This window comes from Bradyrhizobium sp. CSA207, assembly GCF_029051685.1.
In the GTDB taxonomy this organism is placed as follows: domain Bacteria; phylum Pseudomonadota; class Alphaproteobacteria; order Rhizobiales; family Xanthobacteraceae; genus Bradyrhizobium.
Window position 1 is genome coordinate 121,936 of the sequence record NZ_JAACFT010000019.1, and the last position, 22,959, is coordinate 144,894.

Annotated in this window: 25 protein-coding genes; 8 read left to right on the top strand and 17 right to left on the bottom strand. The window is 62.1% G+C overall.

All coding sequences use genetic code 11. The features are described 5' to 3' along the window. Positions 1-4 precede the first annotated feature (4 nt). A complete protein-coding gene (locus tag GWG65_RS22210; RefSeq protein ID WP_275197706.1) occupies positions 5-901 on the bottom strand; it encodes a DMT family transporter in 897 nt (298 codons plus the stop codon). Positions 902-1,684: 783 nt separating this feature from the next. Between GWG65_RS22210 and GWG65_RS22215 the strand changes: the two genes are divergently transcribed. Together GWG65_RS22215 and GWG65_RS22220 are read left to right on the top strand one after the other, a co-directional pair. Further along, a complete protein-coding gene (locus tag GWG65_RS22215; protein ID WP_275197707.1) occupies positions 1,685-5,452 on the top strand; it encodes a vitamin B12-dependent ribonucleotide reductase in 3,768 nt (1,255 codons plus the stop codon). Between the two features lie 203 nt (positions 5,453-5,655). Then, positions 5,656-6,831, top strand: a complete 1,176-nt coding sequence (locus tag GWG65_RS22220; protein ID WP_275197708.1) for an ATP-binding protein — start codon at positions 5,656-5,658, stop codon at positions 6,829-6,831. 508 nt (positions 6,832-7,339) lie between these two features. Here the strand turns inward: GWG65_RS22220 and GWG65_RS22225 are convergent. Further along, the gene (locus tag GWG65_RS22225; protein WP_275197709.1) at positions 7,340-8,050 is read right to left on the bottom strand and encodes a hypothetical protein; all 711 of its coding nucleotides are present in this window, start codon (positions 8,048-8,050) and stop codon (positions 7,340-7,342) included. Between the two features lie 997 nt (positions 8,051-9,047). Between GWG65_RS22225 and GWG65_RS22230 the strand changes: the two genes are divergently transcribed. Beyond that, the gene (locus tag GWG65_RS22230; protein WP_275197710.1) at positions 9,048-9,728 is read left to right on the top strand and encodes a phasin family protein; all 681 of its coding nucleotides are present in this window, start codon (positions 9,048-9,050) and stop codon (positions 9,726-9,728) included. Between the two features lie 137 nt (positions 9,729-9,865). Here GWG65_RS22230 and GWG65_RS22235 read toward each other — a convergent pair whose 3' ends face one another. Together GWG65_RS22235 and GWG65_RS22240 are read right to left on the bottom strand one after the other, a co-directional pair. Continuing rightward, positions 9,866-10,162 (bottom strand): cytosolic protein, encoded by a 297-nt coding sequence (locus GWG65_RS22235; protein WP_275197711.1) that lies wholly within the window; start codon positions 10,160-10,162, stop codon positions 9,866-9,868. A gap of 146 nt (positions 10,163-10,308) precedes the next feature. Next, positions 10,309-10,629, bottom strand: a complete 321-nt coding sequence (locus tag GWG65_RS22240) for a hypothetical protein (RefSeq protein ID WP_275197712.1) — start codon at positions 10,627-10,629, stop codon at positions 10,309-10,311. Positions 10,630-10,723: 94 nt separating this feature from the next. On the opposite strand from GWG65_RS22240, the gene GWG65_RS22245 reads away from it, so the two are divergent. Beyond that, entirely contained in the window at positions 10,724-11,575 is an 852-nt protein-coding gene (locus GWG65_RS22245; RefSeq protein ID WP_275197756.1) for a PhzF family phenazine biosynthesis protein, read from the top strand. Between the two features lie 62 nt (positions 11,576-11,637). Here GWG65_RS22245 and GWG65_RS22250 read toward each other — a convergent pair whose 3' ends face one another. Both GWG65_RS22250 and GWG65_RS22255 read right to left on the bottom strand, forming a co-directional pair. Beyond that, entirely contained in the window at positions 11,638-12,351 is a 714-nt protein-coding gene (locus GWG65_RS22250; RefSeq protein ID WP_275197713.1) for a nucleotidyl transferase AbiEii/AbiGii toxin family protein, read from the bottom strand. After that, a complete protein-coding gene (locus GWG65_RS22255) occupies positions 12,275-12,658 on the bottom strand; it encodes a hypothetical protein (RefSeq protein WP_275197714.1) in 384 nt (127 codons plus the stop codon). The genes GWG65_RS22250 and GWG65_RS22255 overlap by 77 nt, the downstream gene beginning before the upstream one ends. A 102-nt stretch (positions 12,659-12,760) precedes the next feature. On the opposite strand from GWG65_RS22255, the gene GWG65_RS22260 reads away from it, so the two are divergent. Further along, positions 12,761-13,558 carry a transglycosylase SLT domain-containing protein gene (locus tag GWG65_RS22260; protein WP_275197715.1) on the top strand — a complete coding sequence of 266 codons (798 nt, stop codon included), beginning with the start codon at positions 12,761-12,763 and terminating at the stop codon, positions 13,556-13,558. A gap of 139 nt (positions 13,559-13,697) precedes the next feature. On the opposite strand, the gene GWG65_RS22265 is transcribed toward GWG65_RS22260, so the two are convergent. From GWG65_RS22265 to GWG65_RS22290, 6 genes are all read right to left on the bottom strand, one after another. Continuing rightward, positions 13,698-14,204, bottom strand: a complete 507-nt coding sequence (locus GWG65_RS22265; protein ID WP_275197716.1) for a hypothetical protein — start codon at positions 14,202-14,204, stop codon at positions 13,698-13,700. A 399-nt stretch (positions 14,205-14,603) separates the two neighbouring features. Further along, the gene (locus tag GWG65_RS22270) at positions 14,604-14,891 is read right to left on the bottom strand and encodes a hypothetical protein (RefSeq protein ID WP_275197717.1); all 288 of its coding nucleotides are present in this window, start codon (positions 14,889-14,891) and stop codon (positions 14,604-14,606) included. 207 nt (positions 14,892-15,098) lie between these two features. Then, complete coding sequence (locus tag GWG65_RS22275) at positions 15,099-15,641, bottom strand: helix-turn-helix transcriptional regulator (protein ID WP_275197718.1); 543 nt, start codon at positions 15,639-15,641, stop codon at positions 15,099-15,101. A gap of 155 nt (positions 15,642-15,796) precedes the next feature. Further along, on the bottom strand, positions 15,797-16,447 hold the full coding sequence (locus tag GWG65_RS22280) for a cell envelope biogenesis protein TolA (protein ID WP_275197719.1): 651 nt from the start codon (positions 16,445-16,447) through the stop codon (positions 15,797-15,799). A gap of 326 nt (positions 16,448-16,773) precedes the next feature. After that, the gene (locus GWG65_RS22285) at positions 16,774-17,133 is read right to left on the bottom strand and encodes a c-type cytochrome (protein ID WP_275197720.1); all 360 of its coding nucleotides are present in this window, start codon (positions 17,131-17,133) and stop codon (positions 16,774-16,776) included. A gap of 129 nt (positions 17,134-17,262) precedes the next feature. After that, the gene (locus GWG65_RS22290; protein WP_275197721.1) at positions 17,263-17,715 is read right to left on the bottom strand and encodes a pyridoxamine 5'-phosphate oxidase family protein; all 453 of its coding nucleotides are present in this window, start codon (positions 17,713-17,715) and stop codon (positions 17,263-17,265) included. A gap of 138 nt (positions 17,716-17,853) precedes the next feature. On the opposite strand from GWG65_RS22290, the gene GWG65_RS22295 reads away from it, so the two are divergent. Next, positions 17,854-18,027 carry a hypothetical protein gene (locus GWG65_RS22295; protein ID WP_018644642.1) on the top strand — a complete coding sequence of 58 codons (174 nt, stop codon included), beginning with the start codon at positions 17,854-17,856 and terminating at the stop codon, positions 18,025-18,027. 97 nt (positions 18,028-18,124) lie between these two features. Further along, positions 18,125-18,475: a zinc ribbon domain-containing protein YjdM gene (locus tag GWG65_RS22300; RefSeq protein WP_275197722.1), complete on the top strand. Its 351-nt coding sequence runs from the start codon at positions 18,125-18,127 to the stop codon at positions 18,473-18,475. 366 nt (positions 18,476-18,841) lie between these two features. Here GWG65_RS22300 and GWG65_RS22305 read toward each other — a convergent pair whose 3' ends face one another. The 3 genes from GWG65_RS22305 to GWG65_RS22315 form a co-directional block, all read right to left on the bottom strand. Continuing rightward, the gene (locus GWG65_RS22305; RefSeq protein WP_275197723.1) at positions 18,842-19,096 is read right to left on the bottom strand and encodes a hypothetical protein; all 255 of its coding nucleotides are present in this window, start codon (positions 19,094-19,096) and stop codon (positions 18,842-18,844) included. A gap of 169 nt (positions 19,097-19,265) precedes the next feature. Further along, complete coding sequence (locus GWG65_RS22310; RefSeq protein ID WP_275197724.1) at positions 19,266-19,469, bottom strand: hypothetical protein; 204 nt, start codon at positions 19,467-19,469, stop codon at positions 19,266-19,268. A 106-nt stretch (positions 19,470-19,575) separates the two neighbouring features. Continuing rightward, positions 19,576-19,731 (bottom strand): Flp family type IVb pilin, encoded by a 156-nt coding sequence (locus GWG65_RS22315; RefSeq protein WP_275197757.1) that lies wholly within the window; start codon positions 19,729-19,731, stop codon positions 19,576-19,578. A 306-nt stretch (positions 19,732-20,037) separates the two neighbouring features. Here GWG65_RS22315 and GWG65_RS22320 point away from each other — a divergent pair, with 306 nt between their 5' ends. After that, complete coding sequence (locus GWG65_RS22320) at positions 20,038-21,327, top strand: hypothetical protein (RefSeq protein ID WP_275197725.1); 1,290 nt, start codon at positions 20,038-20,040, stop codon at positions 21,325-21,327. 4 nt (positions 21,328-21,331) lie between these two features. Here the strand turns inward: GWG65_RS22320 and pdxY are convergent, their stop codons facing one another. Together pdxY and GWG65_RS22330 are read right to left on the bottom strand one after the other, a co-directional pair. Then, complete coding sequence (pdxY, locus tag GWG65_RS22325; protein WP_275197726.1) at positions 21,332-22,144, bottom strand: pyridoxal kinase; 813 nt, start codon at positions 22,142-22,144, stop codon at positions 21,332-21,334. A gap of 83 nt (positions 22,145-22,227) precedes the next feature. Continuing rightward, on the bottom strand, positions 22,228-22,872 hold the full coding sequence (locus GWG65_RS22330) for a TetR family transcriptional regulator (protein ID WP_275197727.1): 645 nt from the start codon (positions 22,870-22,872) through the stop codon (positions 22,228-22,230). Positions 22,873-22,959: the final 87 nt, after the last annotated feature.

Genomic DNA, 22,959 nt, shown 5'->3' on the forward strand with positions numbered 1-22,959 from the left:
GAATCTAGCGCGTCGCCAGCACCACGCCCGCCAGCGTGAAGATCAGCGCTGCGATCTGGCCCGGACCGAGCGGCTCGCCGAGCGCGATCGCCGAGGCCACCACGCCGATCACCGGCACCGCCATGGTGCCGATCGCGGCGACGGAGGCCGGCAGGCGCGACAGCGCGGCGAACCAGCTGACATAGGCGATGCAGAACTGCACCACTGTCGAATAGACCAGCAGCCACCAGCCGATCGGCGTCACCAGCTCCAGATGCGAGGTCTCGACCAGGAGACCCACAACCGCGACCGGCAGGCAGCCGATGCCGATCTGCCAGGCCGCGGCCGTGATCGGCGGCAGGCGGATCGGATATTTCTTCAGGAGCACCGTGCCGAGCGCAAAGCCGGCTGCGCCCGCCAGCGCCATGACGATGCCCGGCAGCTTCTCTTCGCTGGCGGCAAAACCGTTGCCGCCCATGATCGAGGCAAGGCCCGCGAAGGCCATCATCAGCGCGATGGTGCGCAGAACCGTCGGCCGCTCGCCGAGCACGGGCCAGGCGATCAATGAGGCCCAGACCGGCATGGTGTAGGCGATCAGCGCCGCTTCGCTGGCCGGCAGCCAGAGCAGCGCCAGCCCCATCAGCACCATCCAGCCGGTGACATTGAGCAGCCCCGCGACCAGGAGCCGCGGCCAGATCTGTGGCGCAACCTTCAGGCTGTCGCGGCGGATCAGGGCGAGCGCCGCCAGCAGCACCGCCCCGAGCACGCCGGTCACCCCGCGCAGCGTCAGCGGCGGCAGCTCGGCCAGCAGAAACTTGGTCACGGGCCAGTTGAAGCCCCAGCCGACCGAGGTGATGGCGAGGAACATCAGGCCGGCCGGCGCGATGCGCGGCCGCAGCACCGGCCGAGTCGAATCAAGCATGTGGGGTACCCGGCAGAAAACGGGGTCAGCCTGGCGCGGATTCGCACCCCCGACCACCACCTCCGCGGGCATGCCTGCCCTCACCTTCCGTAGCCCTACGTGAGTCCCGCTTAGGCAACCCCGTTGCCTAAAAATATACCTGCCCTGTGAACAGCGGGATGAAGCACGTGCAGCATCACCGGATGCAATTTTTTTCGGTTGGGAATCCCTGAGGACTCACTGATACTTGCCTCCACAACAGGCGCGGGCTTGCCCCCTGTTTTCCCCCGCTGTCCACCATATTTAGTATTTGATTCAGGAACTCGCACTAGTTCTTGACGGGCGCAACGGAGAGTCCTAGCTTTCGGTCCGTTCGGCGCGAGTGTGTTTGCGTCCCGCCGGCACTCCCCAAAGGGTCCGCAAAACGGCACTCCGCCACGCCAGACAGAGGCAGCGGGATGAGGGCTTGTCTGCCCTCGGAAGCGGACTTTTCGGGCGCCAGAACGGGCCGGCAACAGGCTCGGATGGCATTGTTAGAAGACGCCACGTTGGAAGAAGACGTGTCGTTGGGGCGTTGAACGCATGTCGCGCACATCCCCTTGGGGGCGGATGGGTGTGGACATGCCGGCGGATGCAAGGTGCGCGTACCGAACCATCGCGCCGGGAGAAACTGGGCCGGATCCACCGGCTTGAACTGCGAAGCCTTAAGGCCGGCAAAGGCCGTTCAAGGACTCGCGAAGAGCAATGACGACCCGGCACGCCTGAACCGAGGCGGTCCGGTCACAATTAGGACGGGGCAAGACCATGCGGATTGAGCGGCGCCACACCACCCAGGGACAGTCACCTTACGCGGGAATCGATTTCCGGCTGACCACGTCGGAGATCAGGAATCCCGACGGCTCGGTGGTGTTCAAGCTTGAGAACGTCGAGGTGCCGACCGAATGGTCGCAGGTCGCCTCCGACGTGCTGGCCCAGAAGTATTTCCGTAAAGCGGGCGTCGCCGCGCGCCTGAAGAAGGTCGAGGAGGAATCCGTCCCCTCCTTCCTGTGGCGCTCCGTGCCGGACACCGAGGCCCTCGCCGCTCTCCCTGAGAAAGAGCGCTATGTCAGCGAGCTCAGCGCAAAACAGGTGTTCGACCGCCTCGCCGGCTGCTGGACCTATTGGGGCTGGAAGGGCGGCTACTTCACCTCCGACGAAGACGCCCAGACCTTCTATGACGAGCTGCGCTACATGCTGACCATGCAGATGGTCGCGCCGAACTCGCCGCAATGGTTCAACACCGGGCTGCACTGGGCCTATGGCATCGACGGTCCCGGCCAGGGCCATTATTACGTCGACCCCTTCACCGCCAAGCTGACCAAGTCGAAATCGGCCTACGAGCATCCGCAGCCGCACGCCTGCTTCATCCAGGGCGTCGGCGACGACCTCGTCAACGAGGGCGGCATCATGGACCTCTGGGTCCGCGAGGCGCGCCTGTTCAAATACGGCTCCGGCACCGGCTCCAACTTCTCCCGCCTGCGCGGCGAAGGCGAAAAGCTTTCCGGCGGCGGCCGCTCATCCGGCCTGATGAGCTTCCTCAAGATCGGCGACCGCGCTGCCGGCGCGATCAAGTCGGGCGGCACCACCCGCCGCGCGGCCAAGATGGTCGTGGTCGACGTCGATCACCCCGATATCGAGACCTATATCGACTGGAAGGTGAAGGAGGAGCAGAAGGTCGCGGCTCTCGTCACCGGATCCAAGATCAACCAGAAGCACCTCAAGGCGGTGCTGAAGGCCTGCGTCAACTGCGAAGGTTCGGGCGACGACTGTTTCGACCCCGAGAAGAACCCGGCGCTCCGCCGCGAGATCAAGCTCGCGCGCCGCAGCCTGGTGCCCGACAACTACATCAAGCGCGTCATCCAGTTTGCCAAGCAAGGCTACAAGGACATCCAGTTCGACGTCTACGACACCGACTGGGATTCGGAGGCCTATCTCACCGTCTCCGGCCAGAACTCCAACAACTCGGTCTCGCTGCGGGATGACTTCCTGCGCGCCGTCGAAACCGACGGCGACTGGAATCTGGTCGGGCGCACCACCAAGAAGATCACCAAGACGCTGAAGGCGCGCGACCTCTGGGAGAAGATCGGCTACGCCGCCTGGGCGTCGGCCGACCCGGGCCTGCACTTCAACACCACCATGAACGACTGGCACACCTGCAAGGCGTCCGGCGACATCCGCGCCTCCAATCCGTGCTCGGAATACATGTTCCTGGACGACACGGCGTGCAATCTTGCCTCCGCCAACCTGCTGACGTTCTACAACGCCAGCACGAAGCATTTCGACGTCGAGGGCTACGAGCACCTCTGCCGCTTGTGGACGCTCGTGCTCGAAATCTCGGTGATGATGGCGCAGTTCCCGTCCAAGGCGATCGCCGAGCTGTCCTACGAGTTCCGCACCCTCGGCCTCGGCTACGCCAATATCGGCGGCCTCCTGATGACCATGGGCCTTGCCTATGACAGTAAGGAAGGCCGCGCGCTGTGCGGCGCGCTGACCGCGATCATGACCGGCATCACCTACAAGACCTCGGCGGAGATCGCATCCGAGCTCGGCACCTTCCCGGGCTACAAGAAGAACGCCGCGCACATGCTGCGCGTGATCCGCAACCACCGCCGCGCCGCCCACGGCCAGTCCAACGGCTATGAGGCGCTCGCGGTCAACCCGGTGCCGCTCGACCTCGTCTCCTGCCCGCAACCCGATCTCGTCGGTCACGCGCAGGCGGCCTGGGATGCCGCGCTCGAGCTCGGCGAGAAGCACGGCTATCGCAACGCCCAGACCACGGTGATCGCGCCGACCGGCACGATCGGCCTTGTGATGGATTGCGACACCACCGGCATCGAGCCCGACTTCGCGCTGGTGAAATTCAAGAAGCTCGCCGGCGGCGGCTACTTCAAGATCATCAACCGCGCGGTCCCCGCCGCGCTGCGCACGCTCGGCTATCGCGAGAGCGATATCGCGGAGATCGAGGCCTACGCCGTCGGCCACGGCTCGCTCTCCAACGCGCCCGGGATCAACGCCTCGACGCTGAAGGCCAAGGGTTTTACCGATGAAGCCATCGCCAAGGTCGAGAAGGCGCTGCCGACCGCGTTCGACATCAAGTTCGCCTTCAACAAATGGACTTTTGGCGAGGATTTCATCCGCGACCAGCTCGGCATCGGCGCTGAAGCCATTGCCGCCCCCGGCTTCGACCTGCTCCAGGCCGTCGGCTTCACCAAGCGCGAGATCGAGGCGGCCAACGTCCACATCTGCGGCGCCATGACGGTGGAGGGAGCTCCCCACCTCAAAGCAGAACATTATCCGGTGTTCGACTGCGCCAATCCCTGCGGCAAGATCGGCAAGCGCTATCTGTCGGTCGAGAGCCACATCCGCATGATGGCGGCGGCGCAGCCTTTCATCTCGGGCGCGATCTCCAAGACCATCAACATGCCGAACGACGCCACGGTGGAGGATTGCAAGTCCGCCTACATGCTGTCGTGGAAGCTGGCGCTGAAGGCCAACGCGCTCTACCGCGATGGCTCGAAACTGTCGCAGCCGCTCAACTCGCAGCTCATCAGCGATGATGAGGACGAGGACGATGCGGTCGAGCAGCTCTACGACAAGCCGCTTGCCGCGCGCACCGCCCAGGTCTCGGAGAAGATCGTCGAGAAGCTGGTCGAGCGCATCATCGTGATGCGCGAGCGCGAGAAGATGCCGGATCGCCGCAAGGGCTACACCCAGAAGGCGGTGGTCGGCGGGCATAAAGTCTATCTCCGCACAGGCGAGTATGACGATGGCCGCATCGGCGAGATCTTCATCGACATGCACAAGGAAGGCGCGGCGCTGCGCTCCTTCATCAACAACTTCGCCATAGCCGTGTCGCTCGGCCTGCAATACGGCGTGCCGCTCGACGAATATGTCGACGCCTTCACCTTCACCCGCTTCGAGCCAGCGGGCCCCGTGCAGGGCAACGACAGCATCAAGTACGCCACCTCGATCCTGGACTACGTGTTCCGCGAGCTGGCGGTGAGCTACCTGTCCCGCTTCGACCTCGCCCATGTCGATCCCAGCGAGACCGGCTTCGACGCGCTCGGCAAGGGCGTCGACGAAGGCAAGGAGCCGGACGAAGACGCGAACCACCGCGCCACCAAGCTGGTGTCGCGCGGCCTCACCCGCTCGCGCACCGACAATCTCGTCGTGATGCGCGGCGGCTCGACCGCCGTCGCCCAAGGCAACGACAGCGCGCCGGCCGGCGGCTCCAAGGTGACGTCGCTGGCCTCGCACGGCGCCAGCCGTGCCGGCGACGTCCTGGAAGGCGCGGTCGCGCTGAAGCAGGAAGTGAGCCACGACCTCTCGCCCACCGAGAAGCTCGAGCAGTTGCAGTGGAGCAAGGCCGGCACCGCGCAAACCGCAGTGCCCTCCAAGGCCGAGCGCCGCGCGGAAGCCAAGGCCAAGGGCTACGAAGGCGAGATGTGCTCGGAGTGCGGCAACTTCACGCTGGTGCGGAATGGCACCTGCATGAAGTGCGACACGTGCGGCAGCACGACGGGGTGTTCGTGAGGGGTAAATCGCGACAATGATTAGGCCTGGGGCTTGTCCCAGGTATCCACGAAGGGCGGCCGAAAGGCCGCTCCTTTTTTACAACAATCCTTTACACTTCCGGACGCACCGACAGGCTCTTCAACCAAGAACTAAACTGCGCCCGGCAACATCAACGTTCGTCATCGGGCGCTTTCGCAAAGTTAACCGCTCGGAATCCATCAATGTCGTTATTGGCCCTAAGATTTGAAGCTATTGCGGAATCCGATCTCGCCGCATTGATCGCGCAGAAAATCCCTAAAAATACAATTCTAGAATACAAGCAGGACGTTGTCGGTGCAGGCGACAAAGAGCGGTACGAGTTTCTGGCCGACGTATCTTCCTTTGCAAACACCGCTGGAGGCGAGATCTTGTTTGGCATTGCGGAGTCAAACGGCATTCCGACAGCGCTGCCCGGCGTCAGTGCATCCAATATGGACCAGGAGATACTGAGGCTTGAACAAATCGTCAGGACCGGAGCGCGGCCCACGATCACTGGAATATCGACACGGGCTATTCCACTAAGTTCAGGCAAGTCTGCCATTGCGATGCGAATTCCGAAGAGTTGGAACGGCCCCCACCAGATCGGACAACCCGGTTCATTTCGGTTTTTTGGCCGCGCTTCAAACGGAAAATACCAGTTAGATATTGACGCTCTTCGCCTTGCATTTCGCTATGGGCCCGAGCTGACTGATCGCGTCAGAGCCTTTCGCGCGGACCGCCTCGCGAAGATTATCTCCAACACAGGTTCTGCCAAGTTACCGGCCGGATCGAAGATCCTTCTACACTTGGTCCCTACCAGAACATTCGCAGCAGAAGCCGCAGTCGATCTTAGTCCACTCAAGAGGGACACAGCTGCCTTGATGTCGATCTTGGAGTCAGGCGGGCGCACTACAGTGAACCTGGATGGATACATTGCATCCGCTCACGTTGATAAAGGAGCGGTTTCGAGCTACGTCCAACTCTTCCGCGACGGCAAGATCGAGGCAATTGAACACGTTCCACCATGGAATGTACAAGGCAACAACTTCTTGCCGGGTCAACACTTCGACGAACGCATACAGAGTGTGATACGCGGCGCCGTAAAACTGTATAAGACACTTCAAATAGATGCACCGATCATTGCAATGCTCTCTCTGCTGAACATGCAGGGCAGATTCATGGGGAGTGGCAGGCAATGGGGATATGAACGTGAGGTCCCTTTTGACGCACCGGAAATCCTGTGCCCGGACGTCCTGATCGAGGATTTGGGCACGACGGCGGAGTCTATCGCATTCCCGATAGCCAATTTAGCCTGGAACGCCGCAGGCTATGAGCAATCCGTCTTTTATGACACATCAGGACAGTGGAGATTACGGTAGTGCACTTAATTGGCTGATCAATTTGAATGCACCTGTCGCCGTAATTGCGTTCCTGCCTCAGCTCAAGGCGACCTGCGGAGTTCATGATGGGAGCTAGCTCGGCTTCACGCGGGCTTTCGGAGCTGTCGTGAGGAAGCCATCTCGGCTTCAGCCTCCCTAATTGTGTTGAGGACGTTTTTCACGGACGCTTCTAGACTAGATAAGGGATTGGGATCGGCTTCGATTTGCGGTGGAGACCGTAAGTTGACTGGGCGAGCATCGTCGGCTCGCGCTTCGGAGCTGCGCATGGCAGCAAAGGCTAAGACGCGTTCGGCATAGCTACGGCGAAATAGCAATGACGTGATAAAGCCGAGTGCCACGAGTACCATCATCATCACTAGCGACCCGTCGAGTGATCTGGTTATCGACGCGTCATTGTGTTCGATCATGCGCGGCGGCGTGACCTGAACAACATCCGCCGAGACACCTACCAGTGCCGTGCCGATCGTCTGCTCGGCTTTGCGCTCGCTTACGAGTGGCGGAGTGACCTGAACGACATCCGCCGAGGCATCTGCCGGTGCCGCGCCGATCGTTTGCTCGCCTTTGCGCTCGATGTCGGATGGTGGCGCGACTTGAACTTCATCCCGCGCGCGATTGACCGGTGGGCTGGCAGCCGTCGCATCATCATTTCCCGGGGGACGCGCGCCCAATGGGGTTCCAAGCGGCCGCACAGGTTTCTGATCCGACAGCATCTTCCGCATTGGTTCGTGCGGCTTGAGCTTCGTCCGCTGAGCCTTGTGAACCTTGTGGAGGTAAGGAGCGGGCGTCGCGTGTCTCCGCATATCCCACCGAGGCCGGGGCGCGCGTTCGCGGAACGGATAAAAAGCACCGTCACGAAGCCGGCCATCAACAGACCAAGCCTTGCTCCGTTGGATCTGCGTGCCCAGCCAGTTCGGGTAAGGCAAACCGTATTCACCGGCATAAGGATCGCCCCCACCATAACCGCCACCGGCACCACTGCTGGCAGCTCCCGCACCGCCGCCGGCACCACCGCTACCAGTTCCCGCGCCACCGGCACCGCCGCTACCAGCTCCCGCAGCACCAGCGCCACCAGCACCACCACCGCCAGCTCCTGCACCACCGCCGCCACCGGCACCGCCGCTGCCAGCTCCCGCGCTACCGCCACCACCGGCACCACCGCTACCAGCTCCCGCACCTCCAGCGCCACCAGCACCACCACCGCCAGCTCCCCCGCCCCCACCGCTCCCGTGGCCAAAGGCCTGGGTGATTACGGGAGGAGCAATCAGGGTCATCAGCAACGTTGCTACGACAGTAAACTTGATCACCGATCTGAGCACATCTGCCTCCAATTGCTTCGGGCAGCGCGAAGTTCGCTTGTGTATCCGCGCGTCTCAATCCGCGATTAATCGTGCAGGTGCCAACGCGCGCGCTTCTTCAGAGGCCGGTATCGTCTCGTTTCGTTGGGTGCATTTTGGCCCGATCCTCTGCTCAGCCTGATGCACTCGTTCGCGAAGGGCCCCCAGTTCGGCAAGCTGAGAAGCTAACGCTTCTAAACGGTGGCGAAGAACAACAGCAGCAGCATCCGCTCCACAGCATGAACTGCCCGCCCCTGGGACATTGCCTGATTTGAAGAGATCGGCCCATCGCGGGGCCGCCGGGAAAGTCTGGGTATTATGGAGGCCACTCATGGTTAGACCCTCCCTATATGGCGGCCTACATGCCGGCGTAACGGGCGATTGAGCTGCGCGTTCACCACAGCGATTTCGTCCCCAAGGTGGAACCGGCTCGGCGACCCCTGATGGTTCTAGCATTGAAATTAAATCATTCCTAAAATTAAATCGTCGCTGAAATTTAAATTAATTAAATTATGTTACACAAGTTCAATCACGAAATATAACAAGGTGCGGGCAAAGATGGACCTGGCCCCGCCCGTTTTCGCCAGAAATAACGTTTTCGATTAAAGTGGCAGTGCACTTAATTTATTAAAGTGACAATGCACTTAATTAGCTGACCAATTTGGAATTACGGAATTACGGTGACAGTGCATTCAACTTGTAGATAATTATGGTGATAGTCCGCTCAATTGACTGCCGCGCTCGCGCGGACTGCATACAGAACGACCAAGCGCTCCCTCATCGATCTCGCCAACGACGAGATCGATGACGCGGATGGGCGAGCATGGATGGCCTTGCCGATGCCCGGCAAAATCTCACCACATGGCCGCCACGCAAGCGACAACCCACAATCGCGATTTCAGCGCAAACACGACGGAGGCTTGCGGCTTCAGCGATATTCAGGAGCCATTTGCAATGTTGAGTGCGATCGAAAATAAGCCAACGGGAAAATCCGGTCGGCGCGGCGGGAAGAAGAAGGGCGGGCAACGGACCGGGGCCGGCGAGCAACACGCAACTGCAGCGCATCAATTGCCGGATGCCTCGGCGGAGATGAGCCAAGAGAACAGGCAAGAAACCGAGCACGAGACCGAGCAAGAGATAAGGCAAGAGACGAGCCGAGAGATCAGTGCGCAGATACCCTCGGCTGCAGCCTTGCCGGGCGAGGCTTCCGGGATAGAGATCGCTGCAAGCGCGCCCGTCGCACCGGTGGAACCCTCCCAGGCCAGCACGCAGGCGATTGCCGATGCTTATAGCGACTACACGAGGACGTCGCTTGAGCACGCCTGGACCTTCCTGGGAAAGCTCGCGACGGCGCGCTCACCCGTCGAGGCCTTTGAGCTTCAGATGGAGTACGCGAAACAGGTGTGCGAATCGTTGATCGCCGAATCTCAGAAGATCGCCGAGTTGCATGAACAATTGACCAGACAAAGGGTCATGCATTTTGAGGGGTTCGTGGCCAGGCTCACCCAGACGACGCTCGAAATCCGCGCAACACGTCACTAACGACAACTGCTATTCCGGATTACGGTGGATTGCGGTGACAGTGCACTTAACTGGCCTGTCGATTTGGATCACTTTCGCCGCTGTAACGGCATGATGGGTTTCGCGAAAACGGATCTTGCCGCAAGACAATCACCGAATCACGACGGTTCTTTCAGGATTGGTGTACCCAGCTCATCAAAACGAAAGAGCTGAAAGATGCGCTGGCCGTCGAAGTCGAGGATTCTCAAATCATCGGTCTCCTGCAGATTGCTTTCGACGGCTTGAAAGTGCCCGCCGTAGCGCGCCTTGGCGAGCGACAAGGGAACCTCGAACGCGACGAACTTGCGGATCCCCTTGTGTCTGAGCACCTCAAGGAGCTTCTGGTCGTGCAGGGACTCGTGGGATGTGAGAATGAGCAACGGACCGCTCGCCGTGAGCAGCAAAAGCGATTTCATCGGATCCTCCTTTGCAGGAAGCGTAGCCCGCCGTCGCTCAACGCGCGAAGGTGGAAGCGATACCCATCAATCTGGCAGAGCCGGAATTAGCCGAGGGCGTAGCCCGCCATTCGGGTCTCACGAATGGCGGGTTGCTGTTGTGCCCGTCAGTACTTTGGCGTCGTGCTCGTGCCCGACTTTGGCGTCGTGCTCGTGCCCGTGGTTTGAGACTTTGTGCTCGTGCCGGTGGTTTGGCCGGGCGCGGAAGTGGACGCGCCGGCGCTGGTCTTTTTCGAGGCCTTGGCGTGGTGCGTCGCATGGTGCTTCTTGTGTCCAGGAGCGTAGCTGGAAGCGCCCGGCTCGCCCGTCTTAGAACCCATTTGCTGCATCTCTTGGCCCGGCGTCTTGCTCGATACGCCCTGAGCAAACACGGCTGGTGCTGTGGCCATGAGAATAGCAGCAGAGAGCGCGATGATCTTTGACTTCATGTCGTCCTCCTCGCAATATCCCCCTCAATGCAACGAAATGAGCCCAGCCCCGTTCCCCTGAACGAATGTTCATAATGAGCCAGCCGCGCCCATGATCCCAGTGCTCCGTATCGCAGCCTTCTCAGACGGCAACAAAGGCGGCAACCCCGCCGGCGTCTGGATCGGCGACGCGCTGCCCGATGCATCGCAGATGCAGGCGATTGCAGCCGAGGTCGGCTTCTCGGAAACCGCCTTTGCTGCGCCGCAGGGTGGCGCGTGGCGCGTTCGGTACTTTTCGCCGTTGATGGAAGTGCCGTTCTGCGGACATGCGACCATCGCTTTGGGGGCAGCGCTGGCACACCGGCACGGCGATCGGACCTTCGAGCTGCATTTGAACGATGCGATCATTTCCGTGTCGGGTCGCCGCGACGCCAACACCATTGCGGCGGCGCTGCAATCGCCGCCGACGCGCAGCGCGCCGGTCGATCCGACGCTCCGTGACGGGCTTCTCGATCTGTTCGGCTACACCATTGACGATCTCGACCCAAAAATCCCGCCCGCCAGGATTCACGGTGGTGCCGATCATGTCGTGCTCGCCCTGAAGTCGCGCCAAGCGCTCGCACGCATGACCTATGATTTTGAACGAGGCCGAGCCCTGATGGAAAAGGCAGGGCTGGTCACCGTCGCGCTGGTGACCATGGAGACGCCGCAACTCTTCCACGTCCGCAACGCGTTTGCCGCCGGCGGTGTCGTCGAGGATCCCGCGACGGGTGCCGCCGCCGCCGCGTTCGCCGGCTATCTGCGCGACATCGGCTGGCCGCATGGCGGCGCCATCGACATCGTCCAGGGCGAAGACATGGGAATGAGATCGCTGATCCGCGCGGAGATCGGCGAGACCGCGGGCAGCTCGATCCGCGTCTCAGGAACGGCACGCTTCACGATGCATGATGTCGCTTCTAGCGTGTAGGATGGGTAGAGCGTAGCGAAATCCATCCTACGATGACGGCTATTGATGGGTTTCGCTACGCTCTACCCATCCTTCGAAGTTGGCTCGGTTTCATTTTCGGGAATAAGATTCCTGATCTCCGCGAGGGCCTCCAAAGCCATTTCGCAGGATCTGTCGATGAATTCCTCGCCCAGCGGAGTCGCGTTGATCAGGCTTCTCATGTCCGATTGATACTGGTGCTTCGCGAGATTTAACCGGTTCAGCGCGGACGACACGACTTGATGGGTGATTGCCGGAGATTGCGCGATCTCGCCTAGCGCTGAACGATCATACAAATGGATCGCAGCAAGATCGAAGGCGTCGCGCGGCGTGTATGTCGATGCGCGATAGACCAGTTTCTTGGTCGCGATTTCTGCAGGCCGCTCCGCCGCAATAGAACGCCCACCAAGTTTCAGTTCATATGTCGGATTGCCGGTGTACGACGGGGCGTTCAGAAAATCGATTTCACCGACGTCGCGCAGGATGAGTTTCAGGTACTTGCCTGGCCATTGCCACGTATCACAAAGCGACTTCGTCACCGGGTTCATGTTTGGCGCGAGGTTCCTCAAGGCGGTGCTTGAATCCAGGAAAATATCGACGTCGTAGCTGATCCGATGACCCAGGATCTGCGCCAGGGCAGTGCCACCGCCGAACGTCCACGGTCCGGCGCCCCCCTCCAGACTATCGAGTGCGATCAGCGCCTTCTGCAGGAGATCTTCCCACCTCGAAGGAAGCCATCTCCCTGACCCATCTTTCATTCTCGGACTCCGTGACCTGCCAGGCGTCGATTGCCTTCAATAACTCGTCGAACGTCACGATATGATCAACGACGAGATTGTGGATGACGGAAACATCGACCTCGTCGAACAATGCTTGCACGTACACGCGCCATTTTCGCTCGGAAATCTCCCCCTTCAGACATGCCAGTAGAGTGCCTTCGTCGATGCTGTCAGGCATCGGCGTGTTGATCGTCGTAATGGCTGCAGTCAGGTTCTCGAACGCATCTTTCAACATCTCCGCAATATGGTGCCATTCGGAGAAAGCCTCAACCGGCGTCCGTTTCATCGTTAACTCGGGTCACGGTGTGGCTGGATAGGCTATTGACAATACTCACATTTTGACCTCGACCAAGTTGACGCCGACGCGCGGCCCACTCCGCCAGGACCCATGCCAGGAAAACACAAGCGCCCTCTCCCTCGCCTTCGCCGTGTCCGGCGGGGCGCCCGGTGGGCGCGAAACACATTCGCCCGCGCGCCGCGAATGGTTCGGATCGCGGGCGGCGTGGCGATGCTGCTCGCGGCCATCGCGCTTCTGAACATCGTCTATCAAATGGTCCGCAAGCCGACCGAGCTGTTTGTCCTTGTCGGCAACGCGCTCGACAAGGAACCAGCCGGAACTTGGCGGCAATACGGGCCGCTGTTCCGCAAGCTTTCCACCGATGCGATCACGCCCGAATTGCTGGCCGCGCTGGCGCAGGTCGAGAGTTCAGGCAATCCGGTGGCGCGCACCTATTGGCGCTGGCGATTGAGCCTCAATCCCCTCGCGATCTACCGGCCCGCCTCCAGCGCCGTCGGCCTCTTCCAGATGACCGATCCGGCCATCACCGAGGCCGCGCGGTTCTGTATCCGCGGCAACGCGGTCACGGAGACTGCTTGCGGGTTTACCAGCCTCTATGTTCGCGCCATCCCGAGCCACGCCATCGAGCTGGCATCGGTGTATCTGGACCGCAATGTGGCTGATGTTCTCGCCCGCGCGGGCGATGTGAAGGCCACCGCGCAGCAAAAGCAGGATCTAGCCGCCTTCATTCATCTGTGCGGCGCAGGTCCCGCCACAGCCTACGCGCGCCGCCACTTTCAGATGATGGCCGGCGAGCGCTGCGGCAATCACCTCGTCGCCAGCTACATCGCCAGGGTCAACGCGATGAAGCGGCAATTTCTGCGCCTTGCGGCGGATGACGGCGGTTAGATGATGGATTCGCAGACCGTAGGATGAGTGGAGCGACTTGTCCGCCGTAGCTCGACGGAAGCGATACGCATCGACGCTGCGCGCGACGACGGGTTCGCAAGAGCTCAACCCATCCTACGAGCTACGATCTACGCCCGCCTCACCGTATCTCGCTCATCGACACCTTGGCGGCGATCCCGCTCAGCTCGGGCTCTTGCGACGCAAACTCCTCTTCGGACGATGGGCCTACCGAGACTTCGACCATCCTGCGCTTGACCTGTTCGCATGTCTTGCGGACGTCTTCGGTGAACAGCGCGCATTCTTCGATGCGCTTGAAGATCTTCCGTCCCTCTTCACGATACCCCGCCGCCGTTTCTCGCATGAAGGCGATCGCATCATGGACCTGGGCTGTCAGCGCCTCGCATTTTTGCGCGGCGTCGATCAACTCGGTGCCCATCGCCTCGATCTCTTTTGCAGCGGACTCATAGTCCCGAACGACCGCCTCTGCACTGAGCGCGCCGACGCGCGTCACGCCCGCGGTGTGCTCGACGTAATCGGGCAAAGCAATGGAAGTAATAGAGCTTCCCGAGCGTACCGATGCAATGTCCGCCTCGAGTTGGACCAAGTTCACTCCTTCCCGCCTGCGCAATTGTTCAACACTTGCCATGATTGATCCTCCCAATACGCACCCAGAACCCCAAACAGCATTGGGTTTATTACGGGGATAAGTCCCGTTCTACCCTCATGTATCCTTGACAGTCTCAACTTTGCCATTTTTTCACAGCCGCCAATGCCGCACGCAACGATGGACTTATCGGCGTTCAACCTCTCCTGGTAGCGGTTGGCGAAGATGGTAGGTTTCGCAAGAGCCCGACCTGTCGAGCGACAAACAAGCCCACGGTGGAGCGAGCGCAGCCCGGTGGCGCGTGGTGAAATCAGGGGGTGTGCCGCACGTTCATCCCGGATGCGCGGCGCCTTACATCGGGCGGCGCTTTGCGCAGAATGCGAGACAGTCAGTTCTGCGTCCGGCGATGGCCGATCACATGCCCCAGAACGTGATCGTTATTCACCACCAGTACGGCCACCGCCACCCCTCATAGCGGACGAACGACGACACCAGCGGCGGGCCGTAGGGATCGACCCGGTCGTCTTCAGGGCGATAACGATATCGTGGAACAATATTATAATCCCACGGCGTTGGCCTTATCACCGGGACGTCCACCCTCAGCCGTGGTTCAGGAACCACTTCACGAACGACTTGGGCCTTCCGCGCCCGGGCTTCAGCGCCGGATATCCCAAGGCTGCACAGCACCAGGGCCGTTCCGAGAGTACACGCGAGCGTCATCATCTTCATGCGATGGCCTCCTTCCCGTCAGAGTGCAAAAGGACGCAACGCAAGGCAAGCTCAATTCGCTCTCGACTTGCTTGAATGACAGCCGTCGGCTCTCTCCACCGTCATTGCGAGCGCAGCGAAGCAATCCAGAGTCTCTCCGCCGAGACAGTCTGGATTGCTTCGCTGCGCTCGCAATGACGAAGAAGGAGCACGAAGCCCGGCGCACGCCTACGCCGCGTCGAATTCCTCGGCGTTCGGCGCCGGACCTGCAACGAGCCCGTCGAGACTGACCATCAGCAAATCGGCGATGTGCATCAGCTGGTAGAGCGGAATGTCCGCCTCGCCGTTTTCGGCCAGCGACACGAAGGCGGGCGCCACGCCAATGCGCTCGGCCAGCTGGGCTTCGGTGTAACCGCGGGTCTCGCGCGCAGCTTTCACGCGCGCAGCGATCCCGAGCCTGTGGCGGGACTGCTCGTCCGCGGTCATCATCACCGCCTGCTCGTCCGGGCTCGCGCAGCCCTCGGTGAATGCGCTGCCGAGCAGCCTGCCCTTGCGCCAGGCGACCCGGCAGTCCTTGCGCAGACCGCTCAGGAAGATCAGCGAAAACTGCTCGGCGACCCAGAGCGACGAGTTGAGGGCGAGGCGCGCGCCGGTGCCGGAGACATCGCGGATCGTGCAGGGCACGCGGATGATGCTGCCGGCGCCATTGTCGAATTCGACAATGCCGGTCCGCAATGTGTGATGCCTGACTGCGGCGCGATGATCGCTCATGACAGCTCCCGTGACCTGCGGCGGCGAACGGCGTATCCGACGCATCCGTCATGGAGCGAAGATACCGGACAAACGTCCTGTAACTTCTAAACGCCGTGCAGCTCAGCCGAGACTGCAACGCCATGGTAAAGGAATCCCTGCCGATTCCTGGAGCCCTACTCGCGCGCCCGGCGCACCGCGTCCTCCAGCTTCATTCTCCGCTTGTCCCACCGGCTCTGTTCGGTCTCTGCCCGTTCATCCAGCGCGACGCGTTCGGCTTCGATCTCCTCCGCCCGCGCCTCGTGCTCGCGCCTTGCCTTGTCCAGCGCGGTCTGGGCTGTGGCCACCGCCTTCTCCCGACGCGCGCGCTCCTTGGCCCGTGCCGCCTCCTCCTTCCAGCGCTCGGCTTCTCGCCGCCGCTCTTCCTTCTCGAACGCCGCGGCGGCCTTGCGGGCTTTTTGGTCGTCGATTTTGCGGGACGGTTTGGGCGCGCTTTTGGCCGCGTGCTTTTTTGACTTGGCCTTCTTCGACTTGAGCTTGGCCTCGCCGCCGGCGAGATCGGTCGGCAGCGCGGCGTCCTCCGTGAACGGACCGTCCGATCCGACCGGGCGTCTGAGCACGACGCCCGGCCTCGCCACGGTCGCGGCAACGATGTCGGGGTCGTCGGTCTCTTTCGCGGCGCCCTGATGGAAGAGATTGGAGCTGGCGCCCCAGGCCTCCAGCGCCGCCTTCATCGATGGCGCGGCGACCGCCTGGTCGTAGAATCCGAGCGAGGTCTGGTAGGTCTTCAGCTTTCTTGTCGGTTTACTTTTCAGTGTCTTCGGCATGTCGCCCCACGGCCCGGCGACGCGCGGGGCTCCCAGCCATCGCAACCTTCGCCACCATGCCATAATGCCCCTGTTTTGCCCGACAAGTCAAAAGGCTTTCGGTATCGCCGAAGTCGGGCCGGGCAGGCTTAACCCGGAGAAGCGACTTGTCCGCCGTAGCTCGCAGAGCGAAGGCGGATCACGAATGATTCGGTATTGCAGAACTTTGAAATCCCTGATGTTTTCTACTGTGCATGGGGTTGTTTTCGATGTTTTGATGTTGGCGCGGTTCCACTACGTCGCGTCGACGTCCTCGGGCCCCGGCGCCGGCGGCCGGATTTTCGCTTCTAATTACTCCTCAAGCTCAGAATGTAGGCCGCAAGCGCATCCGCCTGCTCTGGTGTGATCACCAGATTTGGCATGGTCTGGTGGCTGGTCCGCCAGAACACCTTGAGTGACAGCGCGGTGGTGCCGTGCCGGTCAGCGATGGCCTGGAAACTCGGGGCCTGATCGAACAGTCCGGGCATATGCGGCTCGACGGCGTGACACGTCTGGCACCATGCTTGCGCGAGGCGATGTCCCTCCGATGCGGTGCGCTGGGCGGGTCTGGATGCCCCGCCGGCCTTGTGCACGACGCTGACGAGAAACAGCATCGTCAACGCCATCAGGATGGCGAGGCCGGCGTAAATTCGAACGCTGCGGGACATCGCCATGCTTCCCCTTCGCTTCGGTGCTGCGCGAAAGTAGGCCGACGCACTCAGGCAAAATTGATCTGTATCAAGAGCTCAGCAGAGCCACAGGATGGGTGAAGCGATTTGTCCTCCAGCCAACCGCGCTCAGCAAGTCACCAGCTCGGTGTGGCCAAATCCCTTGGAGTAGTCGAGCAGCGAGATCACGGTCGGCGTCAGGCCGATCAGGCGCACCTCGGACGGATTTGGCATCGGCAGGCCGGCGGCCTTCTGCTCGGGATAGCGTGACATCAACAGGCCGATCGCCTTCTCGATCTCGGCCGGCTCTGTCAGGGTTCGCGCACGCGCCGCCATGGAGAGACCGGTGATCGCCATCACCTGCTCCGGGTCGTCATCGATCGCGAGCGAGACCCGATCGTCCCGGGACAGGTTTTGCGCCTTCTGGCTGTCGATGCCGCACAGGAAATAGATGGTGAAGCCTTCGTTGGCATAGCCGACGGTCGTGACCTGCGGCCAGCCGTCCGGCCGCACGGTCGCAATCCGCATGGTGCGGTGCTGATCCAGCAAGGTCTGAATTTTTTGTCTGATCGAATCGTCCATCGCGCGCCTCTGCATATCGGCCCCTCAAAAAGGATATCGAGCGGTGCGCGCGATGATGTTGATGCGCCTCAAGTCGCGATGGCCGGCGTTGCCGACATCGCATACGCTGGGATCCATTTCACGATCAGGAGGATCAGCATGAACGGAAATCGCTACTACGGCGTTCGCGTCGAGGGCGCGAAATACGGCGTCGGTTTCGGGTCGGCGCTCGCGATTGCGATCTCCTACACCAACAACCATTCGATCCTGTGGGCGATCATCCACGGAATCCTGGGCTGGCTCTACGTGATCTTCGTGGCGCTGTTTCGGTGATATCGCACCGGCAGACAGTCGCGTCCCCAGCTTTCCCTTGCATTCCCATTCCCCGCCCCTACGGTGCGCCGCGCACGAACCGGAGACGAGACCAGCCATGACCGACGCCACCAAATGCCCGAAATGCAATTCGGAGCATGCCTATCAGGATCGCGATCTCTGGATCTGCCCGGAATGCGCCCATGAATGGAGCGCTGCGGCCGGCGCGGCGGCGGAGGCTCCGCAGGAGGCCGGCGTGCGCGATGCCCACGGCAATGCGCTGGCCGACGGCGACAGCGTCATCGTGATGAAGGACCTCAAGGTCAAGGGCTCCTCATCGGTGGTCAAGGGCGGCACCAAGGTCCGCAACATTCGCCTCCAGGACGCCACCGACGGCCACAACATCGCCTGCAAGATCGACGGCATCGGCGCGATGAACTTGAAATCGGAGTTCGTGAAAAAGGCGTAGGACCGCAGGATGGGTAGAGCTCTTGCGAAACCCATCGTTCCCCGACCCGCCCACGCGGTTGCAGGGCAGGCACGCGGCGAAGCGCGGCTATCAGAAAAAACCGGGGCTGAGATCGAGGCCGTAGGTCAGGCTCAGCACGAACACGAACAACGCGGCGGCGGCGAACAGTGCCGCGTGCTTGAGAATGAACGCTCGCGATCGCGAGTGCAGAGCAATCGCTTACGAGTATGAAGTCGTCATGCCCGGGCTTGTCCCGGGCATCCACGTTCTTCGTTCAGCGTGGCCGCGCGTGGATGGCCGGGACATAGGCGAGCGGAAGCGACGCCGTCTCGGACGGCTATGCCCGGCCATGACGCCGTGGAGGCCTTAGCGGGCAGCGCCCGTCGTGACGTTCGCGGTATTCACCTTGCGCGGCGTCAGCACGCTGGACTGGTGGACGGTGGCAACCGCGGCAGGCGCCGCTTCCTGCTGCTGGACATGCGCAGCACCGAGCACGCGCACCTGCATCGGCGAGACCGGGAAGCCATTGGCCTCATAGCTCGGCAGCTCGGCGGCGAAAGCGGCGGTGCTGCCCGCGATCGTCAAAATGGCGGCGGCGATCGACAGAGTCTTCTTGTTCATGGTGATGCTCCTGGAAGGAAAGTTCGGAGCACATTTAAGCGCGATTTGCTGCATTGCGATGCGCATTGTTGCATTGCAATATCGCGCCCCGCGCATGGCGATATGTTTAACGCGCGCAATGTCTTGGCCGAATCGCGCCTAAAACGACGTAGCTCTTGTGGGTGGGGGATCAGCCGCCGAGCACATTGCCCCAGCCGTCGAAGACGTAGGCCTTCCAAGCCACGGTTCCATCCCCGCGCGGCCGGCTGGCGCGGCGATAGTCGTCGGCCTGGTCGGTGGTCCAGGTGATGATCGTGTCGGAGACGCGATCGTGCAGGATGGCGGGTTCAGTAGGATCGAAAGCGTCCATCGGACGAAGCGAGGAATGCGTCATGGACGATCAAACGCACCACCGGCCGGAAGGTTGCGCTCGTGTCCGGCGCTGCGCAGCAACGCGGAAGAGCGTTGCAGCGCATCCGGGACACGGGTGTCTATGTCAGCTATTTCAGCGCAGTCGCAAGCTTCGCAACGAGGTTGGTGCCGAGCGCGTAGATGACTTCGATAATGGCGAGCGCGATGCCCGCTGCGATCAGGCCATATTCGATCGCCGTGGCGCCAGATTCATCGGCGGCAAATTCGACCATTAGGCATTTCAATTTCAAGATCGTGTCCTTCCCAAGTCTGCCGTACGTTGCCGGCGCGAGAGACATGCACCTCCACAATCCACGATTGAGTAAATATGGGTCGCTCAATTTGACGACAATCCACGCTTCGATTTGCAGGTTCCGGGGGCCCATGGAACCGCAATGGAACCAGCGTTGCCGCCGGGCAACACCGGCCTGAAAAGCCCGTCATCCCGAAATTGCGCCATTGCGCCGCCACACCATCCTCCGAACAATTGACGCACCGCGTGCTTGGCTGTGCAACATCGGTTCGACCAGAACCTTTTGGAGGCAGGGATCATGAACGATCAGCGGTCTCTTATCGTGGCGGTCTCGTGCCCCTCGGCCGTTCTGGTCGGCTGGCTGGCGATCTCCCTGTCAGCCTATGTCCCGGCCCTGGTCGAAAACAGCAGCGCCAACGCGGCTGTCCTCTCCAGCGCGAAAGACGCCGCTCGCGTCGAACGCGCAGAAATTCCCCGCGCTGTAACCCTCGAAGATCAATTGGCCGAGAATGCGGAGATCGCCGCCGCCGTGGCACTGGCGCAGAGCCCGCCGACCGAGGCCACGGTGACGCCCGAACCTGCCGTCAAGCTCGCCTCCGCCGATCCCGCCCAGATGTTGCCGGCGGAAGCGCCACCATCGGTGATTCCGCCTGAGCCCGCTCCCATCACGAGCGAAGCCGCCCCCGCGCAGGACGCTCCCATCAAACTCGCATCCGCCGATCCCAGCGACATCGTGCCGACCGAGTCGCTGTCGCCTGCGGCAATTGCGGGCGGACCCGTGGTTGCCACCGACAAGGCTTCGCCGCCTGCGGACACCGTTGCCGTGCTCGACGAATGCTTCGTGATGGATGCCTGCATCGATCGCTATCTCTGGGCACTCTATCAGCGCACCGCGAAGGAAGACTCGATCAAGGTGCAGGAACGCCGCGCCGTCACCGTCAAGCGCAAGGGCAGGACGGTCACGGTGATGCGCAGCTTCACCAAACTGGTCGACGAGGATTTCGGCTGGAAGGATCCGAAGGCGGCCGAGCACGCCGGCATGCCCCTGATGGATTACGTCATTGGCGGCATGGACCGCAGCTTCAAGCGAAAGCTGTTTCGCACACTGCTCGCGGCGGAAGCCGCGGGCCTGTCGCCCGGCATCACCAGCGCGTTCCGCGACGACTATCGCCAGTCGATCGCCAGCGGCCTGAAGGCGGCCTCGGACCGCTCGTATCACGGCGGCAGCACGCGCGGCGGCTACGGACACGGCATGGCGGCCGACATCGTCAGCACCAAGGGTGACAACCGCGCGCAGCGCTGGGTCTCGACGGAAGTGCTGTGGAAATGGGTCGATGCCAATGGCAAAGCACTCGGCATCGGCCGGCCCTATCTCGGCCGCGATCCGCCGCATGTCGGTCCCGTCGACGGCCCGGAATACATCTCGCGCCGCGGCAGCGCGGACCGCAAGGAAGCCGCCAACGTCAAGCCGAAGAAGGTGCAGGCGGCATCGAACGCGAAGACACAGAAAACGCAGGCCGCACGCGAGCAGAAGAGCCCGGCCAAGCGGCAGAAGTCGGCGCAATCCGCCGCGAAGCGGGCGACCTGAGGCGTTACGCGCCTCGCACGGGCAGCGGCACGAGGCGCATCTCGGCCGTGCCAGCCTCCTGGGTGCGAACGAGCACGGCAAAGATGGTCTCGACCGCAAGCTGCACCGCCGCCTCCATCGCCGTGCCCTTGGCCAGATGTGCCGCGATCAGGCCGGTAAGCAGATCCCCGGTGCCATAGGGACGGATCGGCAGGCGCGGCGTCGCAAAGCGCGACAATTGGCCGGCCGCGCACAAAATCGTCTCGACCTGCTCCGTCGGCGTGTCGGTGAGCGTGCAGCCGGTGGCGACGACGTCGATCCGGCCCTTCCCCGCAATCGCCGCGCACGCCGCGCGAAGGCCTTGCGCATCCGCGATTTTGACGCCCGAGAGCAGCTCGAGCTCAAACTGATTTGGCGTGATCAGGCTCGCGGCCGGCAACAGGCGGTGCCGGACCACGTCTAGGATGCCGTCGACGACATAGATGCGGCCATCGTCGCCGATCACGGGGTCGCAAACATAGAGCAGCTTTGAATTGCGCGTCAGCGCCCGCTCGACGAAATCGGCGATCACGACGGCATTGTCCGGCGAACCGAGATAGCCGGTGACGAGCACGGCGGCCTCGTCGACCAGGTCGCGCTCCTCCACGCCCCTGAGCAGATCCGCCACCAGCTCGGCGTCCAGCACGCGCCCACGCAACGTCGGATAGCGCGGGTGGTTGGACAACAGCGTCGTCGGCACCGCCGCGACATTGACGCCCTCCGCCTGCATGGCGTAGGCGGCCGCACTGTTGCCGACATGGCCGTGGACCACCTGGCTTTGAATGGAGATGACGAGCATGCAGAGGTCCGTAAGGTCAATCGCTGGACGAGGCAAGGATAGCCCGGATTTCGCTTCGCGCCATCGGGTCGCAAATGCAGATGTCAGGACTGAATTCGGCGTCGTGCAAGCTCCCCGAGATAGGCACAGAACATGTCGGCCAACCCGTCGGCATGGCGCGCGATCTCCGCCTCGCCGTGCGGCGTCTCCGAGAACCGTTTGCCGACCTCGCTCAGCGTCGTCGTGATCAGCTCGCCGGCGAGGTTGCGCGTCGCATCGGAGGCTTTTGGCAGCGCCTCCCGCATGAAGGCTGCGACAATACCCTCGCCGGCGGCTCGCGCGTCGTGCGCCTCGGGCGCATCGCGATAGAGCGGCGCGGCGTCACTGAGGGCTGTGCGGATCGCAGCCTCCTCGCATTCCGAGCGGATGAAGGCATGGACCAGCGCGCGCAGCCGCGCCAATGGCGGCTTCGTCCCATCGGCGAGGATGCTGCGCAGGAGTTCGCTGGTACGCCGCCACTCGTCACTTTGAAGGCGGAACAGGATCGCCGCCTTGTTCGGGAAATATTGATAGAGCGATCCGACACTCACTCCTGCCCTCTCCGCCACCCGCGCCGTGGTGAATCGCTGCGCACCCTCCTTCGCCAGAACCTGAACAGCGGCATCCAGAATGGCCGCGACAAGCCCGGTGGAACGGGCCTGTTGTGGCTGTTTTCGTGAGGAAACTGAACGACTTCGACGATCGGCCATGGCGCGCCCGGGCAATGCGAATAGGAAACGCGACGAATTAGTCGTATTTCAGCCTCCGCGCAAGCACGCGCTTTCTCCCGAACCGGA